This is a genomic window from Ruegeria sp. AL1, assembly GCF_056540905.1.
In genome coordinates, this window is record NZ_JBQFXP010000009.1 from 65,829 (window position 1) to 87,244 (window position 21,416).

The 21,416-nt window shown below is 58.2% G+C and carries 21 protein-coding genes; 17 read left to right on the forward strand and 4 right to left on the reverse strand.

The window, feature by feature from the left end; all coding sequences use genetic code 11:
* The 6 genes from ccmE to ACRZ9X_RS15035 all read left to right on the forward strand — a co-directional run bounded on the left by ccmE (position 1) and on the right by ACRZ9X_RS15035 (position 5,095).
* Positions 1–447, forward strand: coding sequence for a cytochrome c maturation protein CcmE (gene ccmE / locus ACRZ9X_RS15010; RefSeq protein WP_480520239.1), 447 nt, complete (start codon positions 1–3; stop codon positions 445–447).
* Positions 448–596: 149 nt separating this feature from the next.
* Positions 597–1,208 (forward strand): holin-associated N-acetylmuramidase, encoded by a 612-nt coding sequence (locus tag ACRZ9X_RS15015; protein ID WP_480520241.1) that lies wholly within the window; start codon positions 597–599, stop codon positions 1,206–1,208.
* A complete protein-coding gene (locus tag ACRZ9X_RS15020; RefSeq protein ID WP_480520243.1) occupies positions 1,199–1,756 on the forward strand; it encodes a holin family protein in 558 nt (185 codons plus the stop codon). Before ACRZ9X_RS15015 ends, ACRZ9X_RS15020 begins: the two co-directional genes overlap by 10 nt.
* A 74-nt stretch (positions 1,757–1,830) precedes the next feature.
* Complete coding sequence (locus ACRZ9X_RS15025) at positions 1,831–3,795, forward strand: heme lyase CcmF/NrfE family subunit (protein WP_480520584.1); 1,965 nt, start codon at positions 1,831–1,833, stop codon at positions 3,793–3,795.
* Positions 3,792–4,247: a cytochrome c-type biogenesis protein gene (locus tag ACRZ9X_RS15030; protein WP_480520245.1), complete on the forward strand. Its 456-nt coding sequence runs from the start codon at positions 3,792–3,794 to the stop codon at positions 4,245–4,247. Before ACRZ9X_RS15025 ends, ACRZ9X_RS15030 begins: the two co-directional genes overlap by 4 nt.
* 71 nt (positions 4,248–4,318) lie before the next feature.
* A complete protein-coding gene (locus ACRZ9X_RS15035; RefSeq protein WP_480520586.1) occupies positions 4,319–5,095 on the forward strand; it encodes an enoyl-CoA hydratase-related protein in 777 nt (258 codons plus the stop codon).
* A 10-nt stretch (positions 5,096–5,105) separates the two neighbouring features.
* Here ACRZ9X_RS15035 and bmt read toward each other — a convergent pair whose 3' ends face one another.
* Together bmt and ACRZ9X_RS15045 are read right to left on the reverse strand one after the other, a co-directional pair.
* On the reverse strand, positions 5,106–6,119 hold the full coding sequence (bmt, locus tag ACRZ9X_RS15040; protein WP_480520246.1) for a betaine--homocysteine S-methyltransferase: 1,014 nt from the start codon (positions 6,117–6,119) through the stop codon (positions 5,106–5,108).
* A gap of 120 nt (positions 6,120–6,239) precedes the next feature.
* Positions 6,240–6,560: a DUF1476 domain-containing protein gene (locus ACRZ9X_RS15045; RefSeq protein ID WP_480520248.1), complete on the reverse strand. Its 321-nt coding sequence runs from the start codon at positions 6,558–6,560 to the stop codon at positions 6,240–6,242.
* Between the two features lie 186 nt (positions 6,561–6,746).
* On the opposite strand from ACRZ9X_RS15045, the gene purC reads away from it, so the two are divergent.
* From purC to ACRZ9X_RS15080, 7 genes are all read left to right on the forward strand, one after another.
* Positions 6,747–7,502: a phosphoribosylaminoimidazolesuccinocarboxamide synthase gene (gene purC / locus ACRZ9X_RS15050; protein ID WP_480520250.1), complete on the forward strand. Its 756-nt coding sequence runs from the start codon at positions 6,747–6,749 to the stop codon at positions 7,500–7,502.
* Positions 7,503–7,605: 103 nt separating this feature from the next.
* On the forward strand, positions 7,606–7,836 hold the full coding sequence (gene purS, locus ACRZ9X_RS15055; protein WP_170354098.1) for a phosphoribosylformylglycinamidine synthase subunit PurS: 231 nt from the start codon (positions 7,606–7,608) through the stop codon (positions 7,834–7,836).
* 4 nt (positions 7,837–7,840) lie between these two features.
* A complete protein-coding gene (locus tag ACRZ9X_RS15060; protein ID WP_480520253.1) occupies positions 7,841–8,884 on the forward strand; it encodes a zinc-dependent alcohol dehydrogenase family protein in 1,044 nt (347 codons plus the stop codon).
* A gap of 11 nt (positions 8,885–8,895) precedes the next feature.
* On the forward strand, positions 8,896–9,564 hold the full coding sequence (gene purQ / locus ACRZ9X_RS15065) for a phosphoribosylformylglycinamidine synthase subunit PurQ (protein ID WP_480520255.1): 669 nt from the start codon (positions 8,896–8,898) through the stop codon (positions 9,562–9,564).
* Positions 9,565–9,660: 96 nt separating this feature from the next.
* Positions 9,661–11,379, forward strand: a complete 1,719-nt coding sequence (locus ACRZ9X_RS15070) for a sensor histidine kinase (protein WP_480520588.1) — start codon at positions 9,661–9,663, stop codon at positions 11,377–11,379.
* A gap of 11 nt (positions 11,380–11,390) precedes the next feature.
* On the forward strand, positions 11,391–12,725 hold the full coding sequence (locus tag ACRZ9X_RS15075) for a sigma-54-dependent transcriptional regulator (protein WP_480520257.1): 1,335 nt from the start codon (positions 11,391–11,393) through the stop codon (positions 12,723–12,725).
* A gap of 504 nt (positions 12,726–13,229) precedes the next feature.
* Complete coding sequence (locus ACRZ9X_RS15080; protein ID WP_480520259.1) at positions 13,230–16,070, forward strand: Rne/Rng family ribonuclease; 2,841 nt, start codon at positions 13,230–13,232, stop codon at positions 16,068–16,070.
* Positions 16,071–16,131: 61 nt separating this feature from the next.
* Here ACRZ9X_RS15080 and ACRZ9X_RS15085 read toward each other — a convergent pair whose 3' ends face one another.
* The gene (locus tag ACRZ9X_RS15085) at positions 16,132–16,365 is read right to left on the reverse strand and encodes a sulfurtransferase TusA family protein (protein WP_480520590.1); all 234 of its coding nucleotides are present in this window, start codon (positions 16,363–16,365) and stop codon (positions 16,132–16,134) included.
* Positions 16,366–16,470: 105 nt separating this feature from the next.
* On the opposite strand from ACRZ9X_RS15085, the gene ACRZ9X_RS15090 reads away from it, so the two are divergent.
* From ACRZ9X_RS15090 to ACRZ9X_RS15105, 4 genes are all read left to right on the forward strand, one after another.
* The gene (locus tag ACRZ9X_RS15090; protein WP_480520261.1) at positions 16,471–17,223 is read left to right on the forward strand and encodes a cytochrome c biogenesis CcdA family protein; all 753 of its coding nucleotides are present in this window, start codon (positions 16,471–16,473) and stop codon (positions 17,221–17,223) included.
* Between the two features lie 67 nt (positions 17,224–17,290).
* A complete protein-coding gene (locus ACRZ9X_RS15095) occupies positions 17,291–18,505 on the forward strand; it encodes a hypothetical protein (protein ID WP_480520263.1) in 1,215 nt (404 codons plus the stop codon).
* A complete protein-coding gene (locus ACRZ9X_RS15100; RefSeq protein WP_480520265.1) occupies positions 18,502–19,851 on the forward strand; it encodes a cytochrome P450 in 1,350 nt (449 codons plus the stop codon). Before ACRZ9X_RS15095 ends, ACRZ9X_RS15100 begins: the two co-directional genes overlap by 4 nt.
* 71 nt (positions 19,852–19,922) lie before the next feature.
* Positions 19,923–20,804 carry a fructose bisphosphate aldolase gene (locus tag ACRZ9X_RS15105; protein WP_480520267.1) on the forward strand — a complete coding sequence of 294 codons (882 nt, stop codon included), beginning with the start codon at positions 19,923–19,925 and terminating at the stop codon, positions 20,802–20,804.
* Between the two features lie 8 nt (positions 20,805–20,812).
* Here the strand turns inward: ACRZ9X_RS15105 and ACRZ9X_RS15110 are convergent, their stop codons facing one another.
* Positions 20,813–21,415, reverse strand: a complete 603-nt coding sequence (locus ACRZ9X_RS15110) for a DNA-3-methyladenine glycosylase I (RefSeq protein WP_480520269.1) — start codon at positions 21,413–21,415, stop codon at positions 20,813–20,815.
* Between the last annotated feature and the right edge of the window lies 1 nt (position 21,416).

A 21,416-nucleotide genomic window follows, 5' to 3' on the forward strand; every position in this document is an offset into this window, starting at 1 on the left:
ATGAAAACGCTCAAGAAACGTCGTCGAGTTCAGGTGATCCTGTTGGCCGTTGTGGCCCTTGTGCTGGCCACGGGTCTGATCGGTTACGCCATGCGCGACGGCATCAACTTTTTCCGCTCGCCCAGCGAGGTGATTGCGGAACCGCCAAAGCCGAGTGAAGTGTTTCGCATTGGCGGGCTGGTCGAGGAAGGCTCGATCATTCGCGGGCAGGGCGAAACGGTGCATTTTGTAGTGACGGATGGCGGGGAAAGCGTGCCGGTGGCGTTCACCGGGGTATTGCCGGATCTGTTCTCGGAAAATCAGGGGATGGTGGGAACCGGAAGCTATGTGAACGGCGTCTTTGAAGCCACTGAGATTCTGGCGAAACATGACGAGACATATATGCCGAAGGAAGTTGTTGACGCGCTGAAAGAACAAGGCGTTTACAAGGAAGGTGACGAAAGCTGAATGCAGCTTTGCTGGATGCCTCCGGCGGAGGTATTTTTGAACAGAAGAAGAAGGGGCGTTGCGCCGAATGGGCGGGCAGCGCCCTTTGCCTTTTTGAGGGGTTAACTGAATTGCGGGACGGTTTGGGCATCTGATCAAGGGATGGGTGTATGAAAACGGTTCGACAGATTGCCCGGGAGATCGTCGCCCGGGAAGGCGGTTACGTGGATGATCCTGATGATCCCGGGGGCGCGACAAAACACGGTGTCACCATACATACGCTGCAGCATTTGGGGATGGACCTGACCGGGGACGGCAAAGTGGATCGTCGCGATGTGCGCGCCCTGAGTGAGGATCAAGCGATCGCAATATTTCTGGAGCACTATTACGAAAAGCCACGTATCCAAATGTTGCCTGCGGCAGTTAGGCCGTCGGTTTTTGATATGTATGTGAATGCCGGCGGACAGGCGGTGAAACTGTTGCAAACGCTGCTGCGGCGGATGGGGTATGATCTGGCGGTCGACAGCGTCATCGGCCCTGAGACCGCACAGGCGACGGCGGATGCCGGGGCATCGGACGTGGGGCTTTTGCGGGATGCTTACGGGATCGCGCGGCGCAATTTTTATTTCCGCTTGGCGGATCGCAGACCGGCCTCGCGAAAATATGTACGTACTCGGGTTGGTGGCAAAGGCGGTTGGATCAAGCGAGCCGAGGCCTTTGTTTCGCCGAAATATCATCTGAGCAAAGTTGAATTTGAACAAAGGATATCCGCATGGGACTGATTGCGAGCATTTTCGGATTGTTGTTCGGTGGCGGGCGCAACGTGGTGAGGGAGACAGCCGAGATTTTTCGGGAAGGGGCGGATGAAGGTGCCGCGCGGGCCGTTTCTTTGCGCACGGATGCATTGGCGCAATTCGGGGCTGAGTTTCAACTGACACAACGCGGTATGTTCGACCGTTTTGTGGACGGTTTGAACCGCCTGCCGCGCCCGGCCCTGGCTTTGGGGACGTTGGGGCTGTTTTTGGCGGCCATGATAGATCCCTTGTGGTTTGCCGCGCGGATGCAGGGGATTGCGCTGGTTCCCGAGCCGTTGTGGTGGCTTTTGGGGGTGATCGTCAGCTTTTATTTCGGTGCCCGTCATCAGGCAAAGGCACAGGAGTTTCAGCGAGAGGTCGGTGCGGCGTTGAGGCGGACGCCGGATGTCGTTGCCAATCTCGATCAATTGCTGGACTTGCGGGAAGACGGCGACCCGGACGACAGGTCAAAGGCGATCATGTCGGCGGATCATAATCCCGCTCTGGATGATTGGAAACGGCGACGTGGTGGATAGGCCGCGACACTATGTGCAGCAACGTTGAGTGAAAGTGAATGGTCCTTGCCCCGCGCTGCGCGTATAAATGGGCCATGATTACAGAACTCGGTCACTTCGCCTTAATCCTCGCGTTTCTGGTTGCCATCGTGCAAGCGGTGGTGCCCTTTATTGGAGCCGCAAAACGGTGGCCGGGTTGGATGGGGTTTGCTGAACCCGCTGCGGTGACGCAGTTCCTTTTGACCGGGTTTTCGTTTGCTGCGTTGGTCTGGGCCTTCATGGCTTCGGATTTCTCATTGCGGATTGTGGTGGAAAACAGCCATTCCGCGAAGCCGATGTTGTACAAGATCAGCGGAACATGGGGCAATCACGAAGGTTCCATGCTGCTGTGGGTGCTGATTGTGACCTTGTTTGGCGCCATGGCCGCGGTGTTCGGCGGCGGGTTGCCCCCGACGCTCAAGGCGCGGGTGCTTTCAGTGCAGGCGGCGATCGGTGTCGCGTTTTTTGCGTTCATTCTGTTCACATCGAATCCATTCGACCGGCTTCCGGTCCCGCCCTTTGACGGGCGCGACCTGAACCCGTTGTTGCAAGACCCGGGTTTGGCCTTTCACCCACCGTTTCTGTATCTTGGTTATGTAGGGCTGAGTATGGCATTCAGCTTTGCGGTTGCCGCCCTGATCGAAGGTCGCATCGATGCGGCCTGGGGACGATGGGTGCGGCCCTGGACACTGGCAGCATGGGTCTTTTTGACCATCGGCATCGCTTTGGGATCATGGTGGGCCTATTACGAGTTGGGCTGGGGCGGATTCTGGTTCTGGGATCCCGTCGAGAACGCCTCGTTCATGCCATGGCTTCTGGCGGCGGCGCTTCTGCATTCGGCTATTGTTGTGGAAAAACGGGAGGCGCTGAAAAGCTGGACCATCCTGTTGGCGATCATCGCTTTCGGGTTCTCGCTGATCGGGACGTTTATTGTGCGGTCGGGTTTGCTGACCTCGGTTCATGCTTTTGCAAATGACCCCGAGCGCGGCGTGTTCATCCTGTTCATTCTGGTGATTTTCATTGGCGGAGCGTTGACGTTGTTTGCGGCGCGCGCGCAGGCGATGGAGGCCAAAGGCGTATTCGGTATGGTCAGCCGTGAAAGCGCGTTGGTGGTGAATAACATCCTGCTGGCTGTAAGCTGTTTCGTGGTGTTCTTCGGCACGTTGTGGCCGATGGTGGCCGAGATGGCGTTTGACCGCAAACTCTCGGTCGGGGCGCCGTTCTTCAACTTCGCCTTCACGCCCTTCATGGTCGTGTTGGGGTTGGTTCTGCCGGTCGGGGCTATCCTTCCATGGAAACGCGGTCGATTGGGGCGTGCGGCGTGGTCGCTGCGCTATGCCTTTGTTCTGGCCGTGGCGTTGGCGATACTGGTCTGGGTTATGCAGACAGGCCGTAGCGCGCTGGGTCCGGTGGGGCTTTTCCTCGGCGCGTGGATCACGTTGGGAGCGATCATTGATCTCTGGAGCCGGACAGGCCGCAAGGGCAGCCTGACGCGTCTGTTCCGCCTGCCGGGCGCAGACTGGGGCAAGGCCGTTGCACATACCGGATTGGGCGTGACCATTTTCGCCATTGCCGGCCTGACCGCATGGGAGGTCGAAGATATTCGTGTCGCACAGCCCGGGCAACCGTTCGAGGTCGGGCAATTCACCCTGACCTTGCAGGATGTCCGCCGGGTGCAGGGGCCGAACTACTTTTCGACCACTGCAGATGTTGGGATCGAAAAAAACGGGCGGCAGATGACAACTCTGCATCCTGAAAAGCGCGACTATCCGGTGGCGCGGATGCCCACAACCGAAGCGGCCATCGATTACCGGTTCCTGGGCGACCTCTATGTCGTCATCGGGGATCAGCAGGCAGATGGCGGCTGGGTGATGCGGACCTATGTCAAACCTCTGGCCAACTGGATTTGGGGTGGATGCATTCTGATGTCATTGGGCGGTTTGCTAAGCCTGATGGATCGCCGGTTCCGCGTGGCGGCAGGCGCGCGCAAGACGCCTGCGACAGGAGTGCCTGCAGAATGAAACGTCTGGTCCTGATCCTCATGATGATTGCGACGCCGGTCTTCGCCGTTCAGCCGGATGAAGTTCTTGACGACCCGGCGCTTGAGGCCCGGGCGCGGGATATCAGTACGGGCTTGCGCTGTCTTGTTTGCCGCAACGAGAGCATTGATGAAAGCAACGCGGAACTGGCGCGGGATTTGCGCCTGTTGCTGCGCGAACGGTTGGTGGCGGGCGACACCGATCAGGAAGCTGTGGATTTCATCGTCGAACGTTATGGCGAATACGTTCTGCTGAACCCGACAACCAAGGGGGCAAACCTTTTCCTCTGGTTGGCAGGGCCGATCATGTTATTGGTTGCCGCAGGCATGGGCTGGAACTTTCTGCGCAAGCGATCGCAGCCTCAGGTAAGTGCAGATCAGGACAAGCTCAGCGACGAAGAGCAGGAGCGTCTGCGCCGAATTCTGGAAAACTGACGCGCCGTTCACCTTTCCCTTCTCGAGCATCTCAGTCAGAGTTGCATGAAACTCGGAACAGAGGGGGGATGATGGAGTACGAAGAAATTCGGCTGGAGATTTCGGACGATTTGGCGGTTCTGACCTTGAATCGTCCGGACAAGATGAATGCGCTGACCACGCAGATGCGGGCCGAGATCACTCATGCCATAAAAAAAGCAGCGCAGGATGCCCGCGCCATTGTGTTGACCGGCGCAGGGCCCGCTTTTTGTTCTGGTCAGGATCTGGGCGATGCGTCCAGCACTGGCAAGATCGATCTGGAAGGCACTTTGCGCGACGAATACGAACCCATGCTGGAGGCGGTCTATGCCTGTCCGGTGCCGACCATAGCAGCCGTCAACGGTGCGGCTGCTGGGGCAGGGGCCAATCTGGCCTTGTGCGCGGATGTGGTGATCGCGACAGAAAGCGCCTATTTCCTGCAGGCATTCGCCCGGATCGGCTTGTTGCCGGACGCCGGAGGCACGTGGTTCATGCCGCGCCAGATGGGCTTTGCCAAAGCCATGGGGGCCGCGCTTTTTGCAGACAAGATCAGTGCCCGGCAGGCCGATGATTGGGGGCTGATCTGGGAAGCTGTGTCGGATGACAGCTTTGACGCGCATTGGCGCAAGCGCGCGGATTATCTGGCCAAGGGACCAACAGCCGGGTTTGGCGCGATCAAGAAGGCCATTCGCGGCACCTATGACAACAGCCTGTCGGAACAGTTGAAGACGGAAGCACATTTGCAGGGGGAATGCGGGCGCACGCGGGATTTTTCCGAAGGCGTCGTGGCTTTCATGCAAAAACGCCCCCCGAAATTCGAGGGGCGCTAAAGCAGCACATTCAAGCGCGGCGGCGGCGGCGTGTCCGCCGCTCGGGCGCGGCGGTGTCGCCTGTGCCGTCCGAGGCCGATGTAAAGGGTCCCAGCGCGTCGGTGATCTGATCCAGGGTCGGGCGATCCTGACGCGGACGGGTATCCAGGGCTTCACGCATCTTGCGCAGGTGGTCGGGTGTGGTACCGCAGCAACCGCCCACGATGGTTGCACCGGAATCACGCGCCATGGCAGCGTAATCGCCCATCAACTCGGGCGTACCATCATAGTGGATATGTCCGTTGACGTATTTCGGAATACCGGCGTTGCCTTTCGAAATCAGCGGCTTTTCCGTACCCTGCGCGACAAAACCCAGAACCGTGCGCAGGATGTCCGAGGCACCCGTGCCGCAATTTGCACCAAACGCCACCGGCGGGTTGGCCATGGTATCGACCATCATCGCCAGATCCGAGGAGGTCACGCCCATCATCGTCCGGCCAGCGGTGTCAAAGCTCATGGTGCCACACCATGGCATATCTGCCAGCGCGAAGGCTTCGGCGGCTGCGCGGAGTTCTTCCGGGGCGCTGATGGTCTCGAGCCACAACACATCGGCACCGCCATCTTTCAGAGCCTCGGCCTGTTCGTGAAACATCTCGACCGCGTCGGCATGAGACAGGCTGCCAACAGGTTCCATGATCTCGCCTGTGGGGCCGACAGAACCTGCAACAATCACCGTCCGGTCCGAAGCATCGGCGACCTCGCGGCCCAGTTCGGCCCCTATACGGTTCAACTCCCCCACCCGGTTTTGCGCGTCGTGCAGTTTCAGGCGCGCTGCGGTGCCACCGAACGTGTTGGTCAGAAACAGATCGCTGCCCGCATCGACAGATCCCTGATACAGCGCCTTGATCTTGTCCGGGGCGTCTACGTTCCACAGCTCTGGCGCGTCTCCGGATTGAAGACCCATATTGAACAGGTTGGTTCCGGTTGCGCCATCCGCAAGGATAACATCGACACGATCCAGTAGGGTGCTGAGTGCATTCGTCATGGGGTATTCCAAAATATAAGGCCAAAACCTATCAAATAGAGACGCCCCGTGTCTCATGACCGGGGCGTCAAATCAAACTCATAAAACTCATGAAGATAATGAGTTTTGTCTTTTATGGGATCAGGCTTCGGATTCCGAGATCACCTGAACCTTGGCTTCGGCCAGAAGTTCCGCCATCTTTTCGCGGATTTTGGCTTCGTCTGCCAGGTCGCCAAGATAGCCCTTAACAGCCTCGACAACGTCGTCTTCGCTGACATTCTGCAGGTCCGTATGGACAAGCTGCTGACCGTATTTGCGGGCGTGCTCAACGGTTTCGCCTTTCAGCGCGGACGCCCAGACAGCCATGAACCGATTGCGACGCATCCTTGCGATGAACTGCATCTTTTCGTCATGGGCAAATTTGCTTTCAAACGCGGCTTCACGCTCGTCGAATGTGGTCATTGGTGGGGACCCCTTGGATAACATGTTCTTTCCTGATGATATGACTATACGACGCGTCGGGTGCAAGGTATTTGCGCTGCGTCAAACCCTCTCGGGTCAGTAAACTTGCGGGAAGGCGGGGCTTGCACTATGAGGGCGCCAACGCGAAGGGACTCATTCCCTCGCCCCGGTCGTGAAAGGTCGCTTATGGCGCGTCGCAAGAAGATATACGAAGGTAAGGCAAAGATCCTGTATGAAGGCCCCGAGCCCGGCACAATCGTGCAGTATTTCAAGGACGACGCCACCGCCTTCAACGCGGAAAAAAAGGATGTCATCGATGGCAAGGGTGTTCTGAACAACCGCCTGAGCGAGTTTTTCATGACCGGCCTGGCCCAGATCGGTGTACCGAACCACTTCATCCGTCGTCTGAACATGCGCGAGCAACTGGTTCGCAATTGCGAAATCGTTCCGTTGGAAGTGATTGTGCGCAACTATGCGGCCGGGTCTATGTCCAAACGTCTGGGGATCGCCGAAGGCACGCAACTGCCGCGTCCAATTGTCGAGTATTGCTATAAAGATGACGCTCTGGGCGATCCGCTGGTCACCGAAGAGCATATCGCCGCCTTCGGTTGGGCCAGCCAGCAGGATATGGATGATATCCTCAGCATCGCGCTGCGCGTGAACGATTTCCTCAGCGGTGTCATGCTTGCGGTCGGTATCCGTCTGGTCGATTTCAAAATCGAGATCGGGCGCGTGTTCGAGGGCGATTTCCAACGTCTGATTGTGGCCGACGAGATCAGCCCCGATAGCTGCCGTCTTTGGGATATCGAAACGGGTCAGAAGCTGGATAAGGACGTGTTCCGCCGCGATTTGGGCAACCTGACCGACGCCTATTCCGAGGTCGCGCGCCGTTTGGGCGTTCTGCCAAAAAGCAACGTGACCAAACCGACACTGATCAACTGATCCTGCCGGGCTCTGGCAGGATACTCGAACAAGTCAAAGCGGGAGAAGATCCCGCGCACATTGAAACGGGCCGGAAACCGGCCCATGAACGGAGTAATTTAAGATGAAGGCTCGGGTGCATGTGATGCTCAAGAACGGGGTTCTCGACCCGCAGGGTGAAGCGGTGCGTCACGCATTGGGTGCCATGGGCTTTGATCAGGTCGAGGGCGTGCGTCAGGGCAAGGTGATCGACCTGGAACTGGCCGACGGGGCCACCGAAGCCGACATTACCGAGATGTGCGAGAAGCTGTTGGCCAACACGGTCATCGAACGCTACGAGATCGAATTGGTCTGACCAAATGCGGGCCGCGCGACTGATAACCTATCGTCAGCCGCTGGAACTGACGAGCATCCCGGACCCTGTACCGTCAGAGGATGGCGTCGTCGTTCGGGTTCTGGCCTGTGGCGTGTGCCGGTCCGACTGGCACGCCTGGACCGGATCGGACCCCGATGTCGTTCTGCCTATCACTCCCGGACACGAGTTTTGCGGCGAGGTCGTGGCCACCGGTGCAAGAGTCAATCGCTGGAAGGTTGGGGACAGGGTGATCGCACCCTTCATTCTTGCCTGCGGCCATTGCCCGGATTGCGCGCAGGGCCATCAGACGATTTGTGCCAGACAAGTTGTGCCGGGCTTTACCTGTGATGGAGCTTTTGCAGAATATATCGCCGTCGCCCATGCCGATGCCAACCTGACCGTACTGCCGGACAACCTGGCCCCTGACATCGCGGCTTCGCTGGGGTGCCGCGTCACCACTGCGTGGCAGGCGCTTGTTGGCCGGGCCCGCGTGCAGGGTGGAGAGTGGCTGGCCGTGTTTGGTGGGGGCGGTGTCGGCATCTCGACCCTTTTGCTGGGCAAGGCTCTGGGCGCGCGGGTTGTTGTGGTCGATATAACTGATGAAAAGCTGAACTATGCCACCCGTCTGGGTGCTGACGCTGTGGTGAATGCCGCCACTTCAGACGCCGTCGAAGCCGTGAAAGACATCACTGGCGGTGGGGCTCATGTGACGATCGAGGCGCTGGGGATTGAAACGACCACAGTGGCGGCACTGCGATCTCTGCGAAAGCTGGGTCGTATGGTGCAAATCGGAATGCCTGCCGGCGCGCATGTAACGATGGCTTTGCCGATGGATGCTCTTTACTCGGGTCAGCTTGAAATCTATGGAACCCGCGGAATGCCAAGCTGGCGCTACCCGTCGCTTTTGTCCCTAATCTCGGGCGGCTCCGTAGACCTGAGCCCGCTTGTGACGCGACACATATCTTTGAACCAGGTAAGTGACGAGCTTGCCGCCTTTGACGTCCCAGCGCCCGCCGGAGTCGCGGTCGTTACCGATTTTGCCTGTTAGGAGGGCCCGCCATGCGTGCAGCTGTCATCGTTTTCCCCGGTTCGAACTGTGACCGTGACCTCGCCGTCGCCTTCGAGCAGGCGGGCTTTCAGGTCGAGATGGTCTGGCACAAGGACGCCGAACTGCCGCAGGGCATCGATATCGTAGGGGTTCCCGGCGGGTTTTCGTATGGTGATTATCTGCGCTGCGGCGCAATCGCGGCCCAATCGCCAATCTGTAAGGCGCTTGCGGGGCATACCGAGCGGGGCGGTTACGCTCTGGGCATCTGCAACGGCTTTCAGGTCCTGACCGAAACCGGCATTTTGCCGGGTGCGCTGTTGCGCAATGCCGGGTTGAAATACATCTGCCGCACGGTTGGCCTGAAGGTTGTCACAAGCGACAGCGCTTTTACCGAAGGGTATAATGCAGGGGATGTGATCGGTATTCCGATCGCGCATCACGATGGCAATTATTTCGCCGATGACGAAACCCTCGCAGAATTGCGCGCCGAGGACCGGATCGCCTTCACTTATGTTGAAAATCCAAATGGTTCGCGCGATGATATTGCGGGCATCCTGTCGCACAACCGGCGCGTGTTGGGCATGATGCCTCATCCAGAGCGTGCGGCGGATTCAGGCCACGGCGGCACCGACGGAACGGCGCTCTTCCGCGCATTGTCATCTGTATTGACCCCCGCGTGACTTGAGGTCCCCGCCGCAGGCGCGTAGCGTTTTGGGATGAATGCAAAAAACCAACCCAAACCAAAACGGTGGCTGTCGCGTCTGCGTGGCGCGCCGATGGGTTGGCGTCTGCGGCTTGCGCTGTTTACCTTGTTGGTGGTGGCCTTTGCGACGATCTGGGTCACGAACAATCTGCTGACCGACCGGTTTACAGAATCGACACGCAACCGCGCAGAATTGCGACTGGCACTGTATTCCGGCAACCTAATAAGCGAACTGAGGCGCAACGCCATTGTGCCGCAATTGTTGGCGCGCGATCCTACTCTGATCTCGGCCTTGCAATCGGTCGATTACTCGCTGTCCACGCAGCGGCTGATTTCGTTTGTTGAAGAAATCGGAGCCGCCTCGCTGATGTTGCTGGATGGGGATGGGCGCACGGTGGCGGCAACCGACCGGAACCGTCTGGGCGAGGCGCATCGAAGCTCGCCGTATTTCATTGATGCGATCCGATCCAACGCCACCATATTCTCGGTCATTCCCAAGGAATCCGGTGGCTATAGCTTTGTCTATTCCCGTCGGATGGAAGCCGGATCGGAAATCCTTGGCGTCATCGTGGTCGAGGTTGACCTGCAGAAGTTTGAACGCGCCTGGTCGGGCATTTCCGACGCGGTGATGGTGATGGACAGCACTGGAACGATCATTCTGTCGACCGAGCCGCGCTGGCGGGGGCAGGATGAGGCTTCAGCCTTGTTGCTGCAACCGCCGCAAAACGCCATCCAACGTGCAATCCGGGTCACGACCGATTGGACGGCGCTGCCCGCCGATGCTTATCTGAAAGGTGAGGCGGTGATGCGGATGGAAACGCGCATTCCTTTCCGGGGGTGGCAGATGACCTCGTTCACCACATACTCGTCCATTCGCGAACGGGTGAACGGGGTTTTGGCGCTGGAAATTATGGGGTTTGCGATTCTTCTGGCGCTGGCCTTCTATGCGCTCAGCCGTCGCGCGACGTCGCGGATGACCCTGTTTCAACGCGAGTCGGCAGAGCTTCGCGCATTGAACGCTCGCCTACAGCGGGAAATTGCTGAGCGGGAACGAGTTGAAAAGACGCTGGAAGTCGCCGAACAGACGCTGGCGCAAAGCTCGAAACTGGCAGCTTTGGGTGAGATGTCGGCGGCGGTCAGTCACGAGCTGAACCAGCCTCTGGCAGCGATGAAAACCTACCTTGCGGGGGCCCGGTTGCTGCTGCGCCGCAATCGTCCTGAAGAGGCGCTGGCCAGCTTTGGTCGTATCGATGGTTTGATCGAGCGGATGGGCGCGATCACACGACAACTCAAATCCTATGCCCGCAAAGGGGCAGACGCGTTTTCGCCTGTAAATCTTGGAGAAGCGCTGGCTTCATCCCTGTCGATGATGGAACCTCAGCTGCGTCAGCGCCACGTGAAGATCACTCAGATTTTGCCGGAAGCGCCGGTGGTGGTTATGGGGGACCGGATGCGGATCGAGCAGGTGATGGTCAACCTCTTGCGCAATGCGCTGGACGCCACCAAATCTGTTGCAGAGCCGGATGTCGAAATCATCCTGGCCGCCGGTGACCAGGCGGTTCTGACGGTACGCGACAATGGACACGGGATTGAGGACATCGAAAACCTGTTCGAGCCGTTTTATACTACCAAACGTCCCGGGGATGGCGTGGGTCTGGGGCTTGCCATCTCGTCCGGGATCGTGAACGACCATGGTGGACGGTTGACCGCGCGCAATGCCCAGCATGGCGGCGCAGTATTTGAGATGCAATTGCCCATATTGGGCAGCGACGGCCTGGAGGCCGCAGAATAAAAGGGAAGACTATGGCACAGGCCATGAAGATTGCCATCGTGGATGACGAACAGGACATGCGTCAGTCGATCAGCCAGTGGCTGGCGCTTTCGGGCTATGACACCGAGACGTTTTCCAGCGCCGAGGATGCACTCAAGGTTCTGGGGCCGGAATACCCGGGTATCGTGATCTCGGACATCAAGATGCCGGGAATGGATGGCATTCAGTTGCTGAAAAAGCTGATGGGGGCGGACAGCACGCTTCCGGTGATCATGATCACCGGTCACGGCGACGTGCCCATGGCGGTTGAAGCGATGCGTGTCGGGGCCTTCGACTTTCTGGAAAAACCCTTCAACCCAGATCGCATGTCCGAGCTTGCGAAACGCGCCAGCAATGCGCGGCGTCTGACGCTGGACAATCGGGCACTGCGGCGTGAGCTTTCAGGCGGCACCCAGATCATGAACAAGCTGATCGGCGCCAGCCCTGTGATGGAGCGGTTGCGCGAAGATATTCTCGATCTGGGGCAGGCGGATGGTCACGTTCTGATCGACGGAGAGACCGGCACCGGAAAGACATTGGTCGCTCATGCCTTGCACGCCGTGGGCAGCCGGGCGGGCAAGAAATTCGTTCTGGTCTCGTGTGCGGCGCTGGAGGAGGACGCCCTGTCCAAGCGTCTGTTCGGTCCGATGCAGCCCGAAGACACGCAATTGCCCGCCATTGAAGAGGCGCGCGGCGGGACGTTGGTGCTGGAGGATGTCGAGGCGCTGAGCGACACACTGCAGGCCCGTTTGTTGAGCGTGATGAATGAGCAGGGCACGCCGGCGGAAACGCGTATTGTTGCGATCTCGAACCTGCAGGAGGCGGGCAAGACCAGCGAGGATGTTCTGCGCCCCGATCTGTTCTACCGGCTGGCCGCGCTGCGGATCACCATGCCGCCGCTGCGTCAGCGCGGAGAGGATATTCTGTCGCTGTTCACGCGTCTGAGCGAGCAGTTTGCCGAGGAATACGGCTGTGACGCGCCTCAGGTCAGCGCGCAGGAGGCTGCGCAGTTGCTGCAAGCTCCGTGGCCGGGGAACGTACGGCAATTGATCAATATAGCGGAACGTGCCGTGCTTCAGTCGCGACGCGGGTCCGGAACAATTGCCTCGCTGTTGATGTCGGATCATGAGGAAATGCAGCCGGTGATGACCACCGAAGGTAAGCCGCTGAAAGAATATGTTGAGGCGTTTGAACGGATGCTGATCGACAACACGATGCGTCGGCACAAGGGGTCGATCGCCTCGGTGATGGACGAGCTTTGCCTGCCGCGTCGGACGCTGAACGAGAAGATGGCCAAATACGGCCTGCAACGATCTGATTATTTGTGACAGGAGGGGGCCAGCCCCCTCTTGAGCCTGCGGCTCAATTCACCCCCGGGATATTTTTGGCCAGATGAAGAGATCCAGTAGCTCTTCTGTTGCGGTCATGCAGTTTGCCCATTGTCTTTTCCACAGGACTGCTTTTATGGTGTCGGAACGGGCTGGGCGATTTCACGCCTGCAAGTCCCGCATCTTTGAGTTTCGCTGCTGATCCGGTGCTGAGGATCAAACCCCCACGGTTCAGCAGGCCGATTGTGCCCCACCCGGGGCAGTTGAGTACCTGAGCCCGCGCTATAGGGTGAAAGGAATAAATGGGCAGGCAGCAGCACACTGCGCCTGTCGGAGAAGAACCGCGATGACGCGCGCGCAACGATTGAACATACGGGCAGGGGGCCACAGCGCCAGACCCTGCCGCGCGCCGTCTGATATCGCCCGTACAAGACACCTCCCCAAAAGCGCCTGTCCGCCTGGACGGGTCAGGACAACGCGTTTGGCGCGGTGCACCAAGGACACATGGCTAAGAAAATGCTTATCGATGCCACCCACGCGGAGGAAACCCGCGTTGTGGTGGTGGACGGAAACAAGGTCGAGGAATTTGACTTTGAATCCGAAAACAAACGCCAGCTTGCTGGCAACATCTATCTTGCAAAGGTAACCCGGGTCGAGCCGTCGCTGCAGGCGGCATTTGTTGATTACGGCGGGAACAGGCACGGGTTCCTAGCGTTCTCAGAGATTCATCCCGACTATTACCAGATCCCCGTCGCGGATCGCGAGGCGCTGATGGAGGAAGAGCGCGCCTATGCCGAGGCGATGAAGGCGCGGGATGAGGCCGATGAGGCCAAGCAGAAAAAGCGCCGATCCCGTTCTCGCAGCAAGGCTGCGGACGTCAAATCGGAGGATGCTGTCGAAACGCTTGAGGTGTCTTCAGAACCCAATGGGATGGAAACCATTGATCTGGATGAAGGCGAAGAAGCAGCTGATCTGGCTGTACCCGAAGGTACCTCTCCGATAGAGCGGGTCGCGGATACGCCGGTTGAAGAACCAGCCGATGAAACTGAGGCGGCAGAGCAGCCAGAGGCTGTGAGCGAGGATGACGCGGCCGGGTCGGACGCGGTCATTGCAGAGGACGCGCCCGCCGTTGAGGCACCGTCTGCGGAGGAGAATGAAGCAGCGAACGTCGAAGTAGAGCCCGCAGAGGGTATCTCGGAAGACGCGAACGAAGAGGCACCCGTTGCTGAATTACAGGCTGACAAGTCGGAAGAAGCCTCGGATTCCGACGCCGATGCGGATGAAGGTGAAGAACGCGTTGATGCGACTTCGAAGGACTCATCGATTGAGTCGGTGGCGGATGAAGACGACAGCGAAGACATTCGTCCACCGCGCAAACCCCGTCCACGGCGGTACAAGATTCAGGAAGTCATCAAGGTGCGCCAGGTTCTGCTGGTGCAGGTCGTCAAGGAAGAACGCGGCAACAAGGGCGCGGCGCTGACGACGTATCTGTCTCTGGCCGGTCGTTACTGTGTCTTGATGCCAAACACTGCGCGGGGCGGCGGTATCAGCCGTAAGATCACCAACGCGGCGGACCGCAAGAAACTGAAAGATATCGCTTCGGAAATCGACGTGCCGACTGGCGCGGGTCTGATCGTGCGGACAGCCGGGGCGAAACGGACGAAATCCGAGATTAAGCGAGACTATGAGTATCTGCAGCGTTTGTGGGAGCAAATCCGCGAGCTGACGCTGCAATCCATCGCGCCTGCGAAGATCTACGAAGAAGGTGACCTGATCAAGCGGTCGATCCGTGATCTTTATAACCGCGACATCGACGAAGTGCTGGTTGAAGGCGAGGGCGGGTATCGCATCGCCAAGGACTTCATGAAGATGATCATGCCGTCCCATGCCAAGAACGTAAGACGCTATGAGGACGCGCTGCCTTTGTTTGCGCGCTATCAGGTGGAAAGTTATCTGGCCGGGATGTTCAACCCGACGGTGCAGCTGAAATCCGGTGGTTATATCGTGATCGGTGTGACCGAAGCGCTGGTGGCGATCGACGTGAACTCGGGTCGGGCGACCAAGGAAGGGTCGATCGAGGAAACCGCACTTAAGACCAACTTGGAGGCCGCCGAAGAAGTGGCGCGCCAGTTGCGCTTGCGTGACCTTGCCGGTCTGATTGTTATCGATTTCATCGATATGGACGAGCGCAAGAACAACACCGCGGTTGAGAAGCGGCTGAAAGACAAGCTGAAAACCGATCGTGCCCGTATTCAGGTTGGTCGGATTTCCGGTTTTGGACTGCTCGAAATGAGCCGCCAGCGCTTGCGTCCCGGTATGATCGAGGCAACAACGCAACCATGCCCGGCGTGCCATGGCACGGGTCTGATCCGTTCGGATGACAACATGGCGCTGTCGATCCTGCGTCAGATCGAAGAAGAAGGCACCCGCCGCCGCTCGCGCGAGGTTCTGGTGCGCTGCCCGGTCAGCATTGCCAACTTCCTGATGAACCAGAAGCGCGAACATATCGCGCAGATCGAGGCACGCTATGGCCTTTCGGTGCGAATCGAGGGTGATGTGCATCTGGTCAGCCCCGATTTCTCGATGGAGAAGTTCAAGACCGCCAGCCGTGTGGTGCCCGAGGCAACTGCTCCTGTTGTGTCGGTTGATGCGTCGCTGATGGATCTGGTTGACACCACTGACGAGGAAGAGGCCGAGGAAGAGGTCGCTCAGGCCGAAGAGGAAGCCAAACCCAAACGCAAGCGCCGTCGTCGCCGCCGGAAAAAGGGCTCGGGCAATGGAGAAGCGTCGGAAGCCGAGGCCGACGCGCCGGATGCGGCACCTGCGGAAGGCGAGGTGGAAAAAGCGGCTGAGTCGGATGCAGAGTCGGAAACGGTTGAGACAGCCGAGGAAGACGCTGAAAAGCCTGCTAAACCAAAGAAGCGCCGCGCACCGCGTCGTCGGAAGAAGGATGTCGAAGCCGAAGCCGCTGAGACAGCGGAAACCGACGCAGAGCAAACCGCAGATGTGGATGCTGTGGCTGAGGTGGTGGCATCAGACACTGAACAATCGGCAGAAAACAGCGAAACTGTTGATGCAGCAGCCTCTGATCAGGCTGTAGCGACAGATGCGGAAGATACGCAACCGACTGAAGCACCGGAAGCGATCGAAGCTGCTCAGGACAGCACCGAGGATGAGCCGTCCGTTGAGGCGGTGACCGCTTCAGGTGAAGAGTTTCCAGCAGAGGATGCTGTGGATGTGACCCCTGACGAAGCACTGGAGCCCGTTCTCGAAACAGTTGCGGAAGAACCTGACCCGACTCCTGCCAAGCCTAAGCGGCGCGGGTGGTGGTCGCTTGGGAAATAACAAAAAAGGCGAGCCTGAGGGCTCGCCTTTCTTTTATGGGCATTAGTAAATTCCGCCGGTATCATTCGGACTTTCGGATCAGATAGACCTGATGGTCCTCGGCGTCGTCCTGCGACACCAGGGTATGTCCGGCCTCGGCGCAGAAATGCGGCACATCTATTGCGGCGGCAGGGTCATCCGACAGCAAACGCAACAACCCTCCGGCTGGCACGGATCTGAGTCGTTTGCGGACTTTCAGAACGGGCAGGGGGCATAACAAACCCAGTGCGTCCAGTGTCTCGGTATCTTCAGTCATACGTTTCAAATATTTGCAACCCGCGCTACTGTCCAGCGGGCGCGCACGATGATGTGACCGAATGGCCTCGTGACGTGGCGCGTTTCATACCATATGTGCAGTCACATGTTCGGAATTGATATCATAGACGCGGGCCTGCTGCCCGCCATGTTCATCGCAATGCTGGGTGGTTTGATCAGCTTTCTGTCGCCCTGCGTGCTGCCGATTGTGCCGCCCTATCTCGCGTATATGAGCGGTGTGTCCATCAATGAGATGCAGGATCAGGCGCAAGCCCGCCGCAAGGCAACCCTGACCGCGCTGTTCTTTGTGCTGGGCTTGTCGACCGTGTTCCTGTTGCTTGGTTTCACGGCCTCTGCCTTTGGTGCTTTCGTCATACAGAATCAGGTTCTGTTCGCCAAGATATCGGGCGCGGTGGTCATTGTCTTTGGACTGCATTTCCTGAACGTCTTCCGTATTCCACTGCTGGACCGTGAAGCCCGGGTCGAAACCGGGGATTCCGGCGGATCGGTTTTCGGGGCTTATATTCTGGGACTTGCTTTTGCGTTTGGCTGGACCCCCTGTATCGGTCCGCAGCTGGGTGCGATCCTGTCTCTGGCCGCGTCTGAGGCCTCGGTAGCACGCGGGACTTTCCTTCTGGGCGTTTATGCAGCCGGATTGGGCATTCCGTTCCTGCTGGCGGCGATGTTCCTGAACCGCTCAATGGCGGTGATGAACCGGATCAAACCGCATATGGCTACGATCGAGAAGGTGATGGGCGGGTTGCTTCTGTTTGTTGGCATCATGCTGATCACCGGGCTGTTCACCGAGTTCAGCTGGTGGCTGCTGGAGACCTTCCCCGCTCTGGCCGCCTTCGGGTAAAACGGCGCCCAGCGATCAGGGCAAATGGTCTTACCTTGTTAAGATTGCTGCGCTACGCTGCGCCGAAATGAGCAGTGTGCGATCCAAACCACAGGTCCGAAAACGCAGGGTTTTCTATATTCCCGGCTATGATCCGATCCATCCGCGTCGGTACCGGGAACTGTATCGCAAAGAAAGCAGTATCCAAGCGGAAATCTCGGGTTATGACATCGCTGTGCGGGCAAAATCTGGTGACGGCCCTTATGGGTGGCATATAACGTCGACGCAGGACGGTACAAAGGTTCAGACGGATATCGAAGTTCTGCTCTGGTCAGATATCGTGCGCAACAGCATGGACCGATCGATCCCGGCTACCTATCTGCAACTGTTGCAAACAGCGTGGATCTACGCGTCCACAGGCACGTTGTGGCGGTTGATGACCTTGCGCAAAGGACCTGTTATCGCAGCGCTTTATCCGGTTGGCATGTTGGTTCTGCAGGTGCTCATTGCCGGGGCTTTGTCTGTTGCGGTTCTCTACGTACTGAAACCTATGCTGTGGTGGACAGCGCTGGCCCCGGCTGTGGTGTTGTTCTGGGCTTTACTGCGGTGGTTTCGAAAGGTCGACAACAAATTATTCGCCTATTACCTGATGCACGACTATGCGCATTCGGCCCGATTGAAAGGGTCATATTCGCCCGATTTGCAATCCCGGTTGGACGCGTTCACCGATCTGATTGATCAGGCGACTGCGTCTGATGCAGACGAGATTCTGATAGTTGGTCACAGCTCTGGTGCCCATTTGGGGGCAAGTGTGATGGCAAATCTCTTAAGGCGGCGCAGCACTAGGCACCAGGGACCAACCCTGTCGTTCCTGACGCTCGGTCAGGTGGTGCCGATGATGTCCTTTCTTCCCAATGCCCATAAACTGCGCGCGGATTTGAAATACCTGTCGGAGCACGAGCAGCTGACGTGGATCGACGTTTCCGCCCCGGGCGATGGTTGCACCTTTGCCCTATGTGATCCGGTGGCCGTCAGTGGCGTGGCCGGCCCGGCGAAACGCTGGCCGCTGGTCCTGTCCGCCGCCTTCACGCAAACCCTGTCGCCAGAGACCTGGACCAGCTTGCGGTGGCGGTTTTTCCGCCTGCATTTCCAATATCTCTGCGCGTTTGATAAGCCCGGTGAGTATGACTATTTTCGGATAACTGCGGGCCCGTTGACACTTGGGCAACGCTTCGCCGGTCGCGCACCGTCAAAATCACGCGTAGAAAGATCAGTATCGAAATACACGACGGTGACGGCATGACCCCGCCGAAACCGGAGGCCCGACCGGACCAGGTGTCTCTGTGGCAATATCTCAAGCTGTTTCGGCGTGACCTGCTTTCGGCGCAACCTCAGCGCCTTTACCGGGCGTGGATGGCCGAATTTCGGACACCCTTTTTCCGATCCTACATGATCAACCAGCCGGAACTTGTCGAAACCGTTCTCAAATCCCGCCCCAAAGCATTCCCGAAATCCAGCCGGATCAGCGAAGGCTTGCGCCCCCTGCTTGGGAATTCGGTTTTTCTGACGAACGGAGAAGACTGGGAACGCCAGCGCCGTATCATTGACCCGGCCTTCGCAGGAGGTCGGCTAAAGGATACGTTTCCCGCCATGCGCGCGGCGGCTGAGGCCTGCGTGGACCGTCTGCGAAATCATGCTGGCGGCGCAATTGAATGCGAGGAAATCACAAGCCACGCGGCTGCGGACGTGATTTTCCGAACCCTGTTCTCGGTTCCCATCGAGCATGAGGTGGCAGCGCAGGTCTTTGAGAAATTCAGGGACTATCAGCGCGAGCAACCTTTGCTGAATCTCGCCGCATTCCTTCCGATGCCGCGCTGGATACCCCGGTTTCACTCCCGCAAAACTCGCCGGACCGCGCGCGATATCCGGGGGTTGATTCAGGGCCTGACAGCGGACCGGGCGGCGGCCATTGCCTCGGGTCTGGCACCTGATGATCTGGCGACCAAGATCATGACCACAACCGATCCTGAAACGGGCCGGGCTTTTGACACGCAGGAAATGGTCGATCAGGTTGCCATTTTCTTTCTGGCCGGTCATGAAACCAGTGCTTCGGCTTTGGCGTGGGCGCTGTATCTTGTGGCGCTTTATCCGGACTGGCAGGATAAGATTGCTTCCGAGATAGAGGCTATTGGAGAGATTTCGTTCTCGTCAGCCTCGCGCCTGCATAACAGCCGGGATGTATTTCGGGAGGCTCTGCGCCTGTACCCGCCGGTTCCCATGATGGTACGTCAGGCGGCATGCCCTGAACGGTTCCGTAACAGAGATATCCCCAAAGGATCACAGATCGTAGTCAGCCCCTGGCACTTGCACCGGCATGAGCGTCTGTGGGACAACCCGGATGCGTTTGATCCGGGACGTTGGGCCACCGAAAACGGTCGCACCTGCCAACGCACGGCGTTCATACCCTTTTCGGCCGGATCGCGTGTCTGCACCGGTGCGGGCTTTGCAATGATCGAAGGTCCCTTGATTCTGTCGATGCTTTTGCGTCGGTTCAGGTTCGAAACAATCGAGGGCAGAACGCCCGTACCGGTCGCGCATCTGACCGTCCGATCAAAAGACGGCATCTGGTTGCGCGTGGTTGAGCGCTAACACGCTACCATCCGACCACGCCTTGATGTATGCGATTTTCAAAGCGGAATCATATTGAATGGGAATTGGTTATGTCCAAGTCAGAACAGCGTGCGCAAATGTCCAACGGTGCAGGATTCATCGCAGCCTTGGACCAAAGCGGGGGCTCGACCCCCAAAGCGCTGGCCTTGTACGGTGTGGAAGCTTCGGATTACGCATCGGACGCCGAAATGTTCGACGAAATTCAGAAAATGCGCGCCCGGATCATTCTGGCTGACGATTTCACCAAGGATAAGGTAATAGGCGCGATCCTGTTCGAACGCACTTTGGCAGAAGAGATTGACGGCAGAAAGGTTGCCGATTTTTTGTGGTCTGTCAAAGGCATCGTGCCATTTCTTAAGATCGACAAAGGACTTGAGGATCAGGCAGACGGCGTTCAATTGATGAAGCCAATTCCCGGCTTGGCCGAGACCCTTGCGAATGCCGAGGGCGTGTTTGGCACCAAGGAACGCTCGGTTATTCATGAGGCAAACGCCAAAGGGATCGCCGCCGTTGTCGCACAGCAATTCGATGTTGCACGTGAGGTGACCGATGCCGGCATGGTTCCAATTGTCGAGCCCGAGGTGAACATACACTCGGAAACCAAGGTCGAGGCCGAAGATATCCTGAAGGCTGAGCTTCTCAAGAACCTTGATCAACTGTCCGAAGGGCAAGAGGTGATGCTGAAACTGACCCTGCCCAGTCAGGCCAACCTATATGACGACGTGGCCGACCATCCGCGCGTTATCCGGGTTGTGGCGTTGTCGGGCGGGTATTCGACCGCCGAGGCCTGTGATTTGCTGGATCAGAACACCAAAATGATCGCGTCATTCTCGCGCGCGTTGACCGAAGGGTTGTCCAAGCAGCAATCCGATGACGTGTTCAACGGCGCGTTGGGCAGCAATATCGACAAGATTTATCGCGCTTCGGTGTAAACCGGGGGCTATTCCGGCTTGGTGAAATCGCGGCGCAGTTGCGCCGCTTTTTCGCGCATCACGCAATCTCTTGCGTGGTCATTAACCAAGCCCATCGCCTGCATGAACGCATAGACCGTTGTTGGGCCGACGAATTTCCAGCCTCGTTTTTTCAGGTCTTTGGACATCGCGATCGACTCGACCGAAGTCGAGACGGTCCGGGGTTCGGGCGGGTTTTCCGGTTCAAAACGCCAGACATATGCGGCAAGAGAGCCTTCGGCCTCAATCAACTCCAACACGCGCTGCGCATTGTTGATCACGGCTTCGATCTTGCCGCGGTGACGCACGATACCGGGATCGTTGAGAAGCCGTTGAATATCAACATCAGAGAAGTCCGCCACCTTGTTGAAATCAAAGCCGAAAAACGCCTTTCTAAAGTTTTCGCGCTTGGCTAGAATTGTGCGCCAACTGAGCCCCGACTGAAAGCTCTCAAGACAGAGCTTTTCGAACAACCTCTGATCCTCGGCAACGGGATATCCCCATTCCTTATCGTGGTATTCAAAGAACTCGGGCGCGGCGTTACACCAAAAGCATCTCGGTTGTCCGTCAGGACCGGTCACAGTATCGGTCATG

What these genes read in the sequence shown, in the direction of transcription:
- ACRZ9X_RS15105 (WP_480520267.1), top strand. Translation starts at nt 19,923, where the DNA reads ATGTCCAAGTCAGAACAGCGTGCGCAAATGTCCAACGGTGCAGGATTC.
- ACRZ9X_RS15085 (WP_480520590.1), bottom strand. Translation starts at nt 16,365, where the DNA reads ATGACTGAAGATACCGAGACACTGGACGCACTGGGTTTGTTATGCCCC.
- ACRZ9X_RS15070 (WP_480520588.1), top strand. Translation starts at nt 9,661, where the DNA reads ATGGGTTGGCGTCTGCGGCTTGCGCTGTTTACCTTGTTGGTGGTGGCC.
- ACRZ9X_RS15015 (WP_480520241.1), top strand. Translation starts at nt 597, where the DNA reads ATGAAAACGGTTCGACAGATTGCCCGGGAGATCGTCGCCCGGGAAGGC.
- ccmE (WP_480520239.1), top strand. Translation starts at nt 1, where the DNA reads ATGAAAACGCTCAAGAAACGTCGTCGAGTTCAGGTGATCCTGTTGGCC.
- ACRZ9X_RS15025 (WP_480520584.1), top strand. Translation starts at nt 1,831, where the DNA reads ATGATTACAGAACTCGGTCACTTCGCCTTAATCCTCGCGTTTCTGGTT.
- ACRZ9X_RS15030 (WP_480520245.1), top strand. Translation starts at nt 3,792, where the DNA reads ATGAAACGTCTGGTCCTGATCCTCATGATGATTGCGACGCCGGTCTTC.
- ACRZ9X_RS15075 (WP_480520257.1), top strand. Translation starts at nt 11,391, where the DNA reads ATGGCACAGGCCATGAAGATTGCCATCGTGGATGACGAACAGGACATG.
- ACRZ9X_RS15100 (WP_480520265.1), top strand. Translation starts at nt 18,502, where the DNA reads ATGACCCCGCCGAAACCGGAGGCCCGACCGGACCAGGTGTCTCTGTGG.
- ACRZ9X_RS15095 (WP_480520263.1), top strand. Translation starts at nt 17,291, where the DNA reads ATGAGCAGTGTGCGATCCAAACCACAGGTCCGAAAACGCAGGGTTTTC.
- ACRZ9X_RS15060 (WP_480520253.1), top strand. Translation starts at nt 7,841, where the DNA reads ATGCGGGCCGCGCGACTGATAACCTATCGTCAGCCGCTGGAACTGACG.
- ACRZ9X_RS15020 (WP_480520243.1), top strand. Translation starts at nt 1,199, where the DNA reads ATGGGACTGATTGCGAGCATTTTCGGATTGTTGTTCGGTGGCGGGCGC.
- ACRZ9X_RS15045 (WP_480520248.1), bottom strand. Translation starts at nt 6,560, where the DNA reads ATGACCACATTCGACGAGCGTGAAGCCGCGTTTGAAAGCAAATTTGCC.
- purS (WP_170354098.1), top strand. Translation starts at nt 7,606, where the DNA reads ATGAAGGCTCGGGTGCATGTGATGCTCAAGAACGGGGTTCTCGACCCG.
- ACRZ9X_RS15035 (WP_480520586.1), top strand. Translation starts at nt 4,319, where the DNA reads ATGGAGTACGAAGAAATTCGGCTGGAGATTTCGGACGATTTGGCGGTT.
- purQ (WP_480520255.1), top strand. Translation starts at nt 8,896, where the DNA reads ATGCGTGCAGCTGTCATCGTTTTCCCCGGTTCGAACTGTGACCGTGAC.
- purC (WP_480520250.1), top strand. Translation starts at nt 6,747, where the DNA reads ATGGCGCGTCGCAAGAAGATATACGAAGGTAAGGCAAAGATCCTGTAT.
- ACRZ9X_RS15090 (WP_480520261.1), top strand. Translation starts at nt 16,471, where the DNA reads ATGTTCGGAATTGATATCATAGACGCGGGCCTGCTGCCCGCCATGTTC.
- ACRZ9X_RS15080 (WP_480520259.1), top strand. Translation starts at nt 13,230, where the DNA reads ATGGCTAAGAAAATGCTTATCGATGCCACCCACGCGGAGGAAACCCGC.
- bmt (WP_480520246.1), bottom strand. Translation starts at nt 6,119, where the DNA reads ATGACGAATGCACTCAGCACCCTACTGGATCGTGTCGATGTTATCCTT.
- ACRZ9X_RS15110 (WP_480520269.1), bottom strand. Translation starts at nt 21,415, where the DNA reads ATGACCGATACTGTGACCGGTCCTGACGGACAACCGAGATGCTTTTGG.